4 protein-coding genes and 1 riboswitch are annotated in these 5,723 nt (G+C 39.4%); all 4 genes read right to left on the minus strand.

What is annotated here, in order from left to right:
- Positions 1-93: riboswitch (TPP riboswitch) on the minus strand. This riboswitch is flagged as partial in the annotation.
- Between the two features lie 249 nt (positions 94-342).
- The 4 genes from C9J34_RS19850 to tenA all read right to left on the minus strand — a co-directional run bounded on the left by C9J34_RS19850 (position 343) and on the right by tenA (position 5,574).
- A complete protein-coding gene (locus C9J34_RS19850) occupies positions 343-1,410 on the minus strand; it encodes a DUF4085 family protein (protein WP_107841911.1) in 1,068 nt (355 codons plus the stop codon).
- Positions 1,411-1,519: 109 nt separating this feature from the next.
- Positions 1,520-2,905, minus strand: coding sequence for a catalase (locus C9J34_RS19855; protein ID WP_107841912.1), 1,386 nt, complete (start codon positions 2,903-2,905; stop codon positions 1,520-1,522).
- 517 nt (positions 2,906-3,422) lie between these two features.
- Entirely contained in the window at positions 3,423-4,721 is a 1,299-nt protein-coding gene (locus C9J34_RS19860; RefSeq protein WP_274523380.1) for an acetylornithine deacetylase, read from the minus strand.
- Between the two features lie 166 nt (positions 4,722-4,887).
- Entirely contained in the window at positions 4,888-5,574 is a 687-nt protein-coding gene (tenA, locus tag C9J34_RS19865; protein WP_107841914.1) for a thiaminase II, read from the minus strand.
- Between the last annotated feature and the right edge of the window lie 149 nt (positions 5,575-5,723).

The following is a 5,723-nucleotide window of genomic DNA, read 5'->3' on the forward strand; positions in this document are numbered from 1 at the left end:
ACCATTACTTCCCTACGCTAGTATGACCTAGATCAGGTTCAAAGGGTCAAGACATGTCTCTCTCAGCAAAATTATGCTCCCCTAGTAATTTGTATATTTGATTGTCTTTAGCTAATCATAGATATTTTTGTTTGTCAAGCGCTCCTCTGAAGCTCTATTGCTATTTTTCATGTCAGTTGTACCGTTTTATTGCATTCGATTAAAAGCTAAAATACCCTTCATTACACAACCAGCTTGCTATATTTTCTTCCATTGTTAAACCAAAATTCTTTTTTACCCTGTAACTAAAAACAGACACTATTACATACTAAATTTTCACCGTTTCTTACTAAATTAGGCCCTCTATTCCTTTATCCACTTCCTTCTCACATCATCCTCTAAACAACCTAGCTGCTCAAAATGGCTTGCCATAATGCTAAAATACATATCTTCCTCGCTGCTTAAATCTACTTTACGTAACACATCATTCACAATATTTGCTACATCTCCTCCTAATGCAAAAATTGTGTTGAAAGCACGTGTTTGTATAGTTTTGTCTGAATCAAACATAGCATCTTGTAATTCATCAATTGGAATAGGCTCACTAAAATGTGCATAGGGATCTTCATAGGTAGCGCAATATATTTGCTCTCTTGCGTCATTAAAAATCTTACCTAGTAATAGCTCTCCAGCAAAAACGCCTTCATCCTTTTGCAAAAGATTAGTTAAATCAATTTCTACAAAGTTACTATTTTTTATAATATAGTATTTGTCGTCTCGGTTTAGCGCAGCAACATAGTCATCCCATGTAGCAATATTTTCTGGTTCAATATAAACTGCGGGACGATATAGGTAGTTTGCTGTAACATTCTTGAAGTAAATCGTCCATTCCGCATAAGGGCTGCCAAAGCTAGATAAAACGCGTAACGCAAATCCATCTTCTGTTTCTACTAGCTCATCATACACATAATAACCTTCAAGCTCTCCCTCTATTTGCGCATCGTGAAAAATCAACTGTACAATTGCCTCAGTTGTAAATCCGCCACTCATATCCAATAAAAGCGTAAATTGATTTCCTTGTTGCCTTGCATCTAAAATTTCACCATCATGAAATGACTTTAAAAACATAGCTTGTGCAGACAAATCAAAGTGTTCAACAATCGCTTCTCGTTTCTCGTAAATAGCATTTCTCTTTGTTGTAAATTGCTCAATCGTGACATTACACCAATCCCTAAATTTCTCCATCAAATCGTTATTTTGAAATAAAGTTCTCTCCATTATTTCTGCATGAAACTCATGTGGAACAATATTGCTATACTTCGTTAAATTTTCATATAAATACTCTTCAAATTCAGCATCAATCTCTTCTCCAAATGGATATGTATGTGCTACGTCAAATATTTCCTGTCGTTTACTTGTTAAGAAAAACATCTTATCGCTCCTTTTTAAGTATATGCACTAACTATTGCAAAAAACTTTCGCAATAGCAAGAAACCCAGCGTCTTATTACAAGACATCTGGGTTGTTGATTGGACGGACACTACCTCTTCCTCATTTGCTGAGCAACGCGCTCTCCTAGCTCTGGACTCGCTTGGCTTAAATAACCTAACACAATTCGCTGTGTCTCTGGTAAGACAGGTGTAAGAGCGGCTGCCAAGTTATGGATTAAGTGCTCCTTCTGCACAGACGTTAGCGAGCTGTAAAATTGTCCTGCCTGTGTGAAGTCATCCGCTTTCGGCGTGTTGGAACGAACAAGTCGCCCCGCTACGTAGCGACCAGCACCACTTGTAACTTCAGATTCTGGTGTCCAGTTTGCTTGACGGTTAATTGGTATCTTGCGAAATTCTGGCCCTAGGCGATAGCGCTGTGAATCCCAATAAATATTGGCACGACCTTGAAGAATTCTGTCATCTGTTAGCTCTACGCCTTCCAGCAGATTCGCAGGTGAAAAGGCGAGCTTCTCAACCTGTTCTTTATAGTTATCTGGATTGCGGTTCAGCACCATCTTGCCAACTGGTAACAGCGGATATTGCCGCACATCCCACACCTGTGTATCGTCCAGTGGATCGAACGTCAGCGTGGCTTCGTCCTGTGGATTCATGAGCTGTACAAACAGCCCATATTCGACTGGCGTTTCTTTAGTCAATGTGTCATAGAGATCCTTGCCTGCGTAATCTGGGTTCTCGCAGGCAAGCCGAGCCGCCTCTTGGCTATCGATATACTGTTCGCCGGCTAGTGGAATCCAGCTATATTTCACATAATAACGCATATCCTGTACATTTTTCCAAACATAGGTGCTTACACTGTGACCTGGGATGTGACGAAAGCTCTTGATTGTCCCCTCGTCAGAGTACAGCCGCAGGACGAAATGCGTTGCCTCTGGTGTAGTTGCAAAGAAGCTCCAGAACCGATTAGGATCAAGCATATTATTGACTGGTGACGGCTGGAAAGCACGGACAGACTCAGAAAATCGCATCGGGTCCCGTAGCAGGAATACGGGAATATGGTTGCATATCAAGTCGAAGATGCCTTCTTCAGTATAAAATTTAGTCGAGAAGCCACGTACATTGCGTGAAGTATCTGGTGTTCCCTTATTGCTAGATGCTAACGAAAATCGAACGGCAACAGGTACTTTCTGACCTGGATGCTGTAGAAAGCTAAGCTTTGTGTAGGCCGCCATCGAGTGAAGTGTCTCGAAATAGCCAAAAGCTCCAAAGCCCTTCACATGTAAAGGGCGCTCTAATATTGTCTCATGGATAAAAGTTTCATTTTTTTCATGTAACATAGTGTCTTGTTCCAAAATCGGACCACGCTCTCCTACTGTCTGCGAATAGCGCGATGGTTGTGAGCCGCTTTGCCATTGCGAAGGAGTGCCACTTTGCCACCCTCGATTGTTTGTCTGATTATGGGCATTCTTGTCGTTCATTCCATACCTCCTATACATACATTCTCACCAATATATGTATAGCTACAAGTTGTTATAACCGCGCTCTTAATCTCTTCCAACGCGAATATAAAAGCTTGCTCTTCTCTTGGCGATATTTATGGCAACAGTTGGATAGTACGAGCGTATATGGGCTACTTATCTTCTTTATTAACATAAATCATCTTATGTCACGTGAGGTTAGTCATAGTAATTGTGATTTCAGCATAGCCTCTTACATTTTAAAGCCATGAAACTGAAGGTGCCTTGTGCTGAACTATGGCTAGATAACAGTTCGATGGCATCCTTCTATTGAACTTTGAAATACGAAATACAGCGGTCAAACTCGAAAGAGACATTCTAGTTTTACAATAAAAAACGGCCTTAGTCCAATGGGATTTCAGGACCAAACCCGCTCAATTTGTTTATATATTACACCAAAATATCTCACTGATTAAAGATTCACTTTATTTTATGCAGCTAGTTTCCCAGATGAATGAATTCTCAAATGATTTAGACGCTAAGAGAAATCTCTGTACCTGTCATCTTTTTTCGTGTTTGTCCACTCATAAATAAAATGAATCATCGTTTTCGTAAAAGCAATAAGTTGATCAATGGAACAAGATTCATTCACCGCATGAGCATTTTGAAAATCACCTGGTCCATAAATAGCAGCTGCAATCCCTGCATCGCCAAACCATCCGCCGTCAGTAACTGAAGGAGACACATCAATCGTCACTTCTTTTCCATGATTAATTTGATGAGAAGTGGATAATAACTGAACCGCCGGATGATTCGGGTCAACTTCTAATGAAGGAAAGATTTCACCTTTATCTTCAATCATCGAACATCCTCCCCATTCAAAGGTTGGTGGATAATGCTTGAGCCACAGGTCAGATTTTGCAACGGAAAGAAGATGCTCTTCAATCTCTCGAGATACTTCCTCGTACGTTTCATTCGGGTAATAATGCACAGTAATCCATAGTTTACATTCATCAGCAATAAAAGCTGGATGTCTACCACCTTCAATAACAGCTGGATTGATTGTATTTGTGCCAGGTGGGAATCCATCGTATTGCTTCGTCACTGCCCAATGACGTTCTAAATCTTGCAAGCCTTCTATTATTTTCATCATTTTTTCAATCGCACTTGCTTGCAAAAGACCGCCACCTGCATGAATCATATTTCGTCTCGTTGCATCATGAAACGTTTTAGGGCTCTTCACCGTAATCCACCCTGTGATTACACCCCCTTGGCCTTGGATGTGGAGATCGCTCGTATCAACGACAAGCGCAAAATCAGCCTTATATCCACGCTCACAACATTGAAGTGTGCCAGCCTCTCCGACTTCTTCTCCAATAACAGATTGAAAAATAAGATCACCATTCATATCAATATTTGCCTCATGTAAAAGCTTGAGTGCAAATAAGGCTCCTGCAATTCCGCCTTTCATATCCGCTGCACCTCTGCCTATAATCGCCTCTTCAGTTACGATTGGATCGAAGGGATTCGTTAACCATTCTTCGTCTTCTCGAATTTCAGCTACATCAACATGTCCGTTAATAATTAAACTGCTGTATAATTCAGATGCCTTTCCCTTTTTCACACCTACGACATTCGGATCTCCTGGATATACATCCCAGATATCCGTTTTAAAATGAAGATTTTCTAAATAAGTTGCGATAAATTGTTGAATATCTTGCGTATTTCTTGCTGGTGGTGCAGGTGTTTCAAACTTTATAAGTGTAGTAACCAAATCGATTAATTCTTGTTTGCTATTTTCTACTTGAAGCATCAATCCTTCAATATTATGTGTCACAACATCTCCGCCTTTTTTGCAATAGGAAATCACTCGCCAAAAAAAGTGGTCGGAAAGTAGATAATTACTTTTCATATACCGCTTCTTTCCACTAGATTGTCAATAAAACATCTTGTGAGATTCTATTTAATTATTATTCTCTTATCCATTCAATTATTGGGTTGCATTAAGTTCTAGCTAATTCTTTCACTGGCCACATTGAAATGTTTTCAGCCATATCCCAGAACATATATTCAAAGTAACTTGTTTTCACAAATATTTCTTCAAGCTTTTTCAGCTCATCTTCTTGTTTACCCTTTGCAATGTCATTGATTAAACCGATGCAGTCTTCAGCAATTTTAGTAAATTCGTCGGAAGAATACGTTTTAACCCAATCTCCATAAAACTCATGCTCTAACGCCCCAGGCCATTCAGCTAACTTTTTACCAATCCAATTGTAGCTCCATGCACATGCCAAAACGGCTGCAATCGTATTTTCTACGCCACCTATCTGTGCTTGGTTTAGCATATAGCTTGTATATGCAGTCATTGTAGCTGATGGCTCTGTATTTTCTAAGTCTTCGTTCGAAATGCCAAATCTCGCTGCATACGCACGGTGTAAATCCATTTCAAAATTCATTGTTCCATGCAATAAATTTGCAAAAATAGTCATTGTTTTTAAATCATTAGCCTTCGCACTGCCAATTGCAAAGATTCTAGCGTACTCAATTAAATAAACATAGTCCTGCTTCATGTAATGGATGAATTTCTCCTTATCAAGGGACCCTTCTCCAATGCCTTTTACAAAAGGATGTTCTAAGTAACTATTCCATACAGGCTCCACTTTTTTAAATAAACGATTAGAAAATGTCATAGCATCTACTCTCCTCTATAATTTTGAAAATATACAAAAAACCATTCCACTAAAATAGGGAATGGTTGAATAAATATACAAATTATATACGTATCGTTCACCATTACTTCCCTACGCTAGTATGACCTAGATCAGGTTCAAAGGGTCAA

Origin of the sequence: Metasolibacillus meyeri, assembly GCF_003049505.1 — a bacterium.
Classification (GTDB): domain Bacteria; phylum Bacillota; class Bacilli; order Bacillales_A; family Planococcaceae; genus Metasolibacillus; species Metasolibacillus meyeri.

Excerpts from the sequence above, each read along its gene's own strand:
- tenA (WP_107841914.1), bottom strand. The coding sequence starts at position 5,574 with ATGACATTTTCTAATCGTTTATTTAAAAAAGTGGAGCCTGTATGGAAT.
- C9J34_RS19850 (WP_107841911.1), bottom strand. The coding sequence starts at position 1,410 with ATGTTTTTCTTAACAAGTAAACGACAGGAAATATTTGACGTAGCACAT.
- C9J34_RS19855 (WP_107841912.1), bottom strand. The coding sequence starts at position 2,905 with ATGAACGACAAGAATGCCCATAATCAGACAAACAATCGAGGGTGGCAA.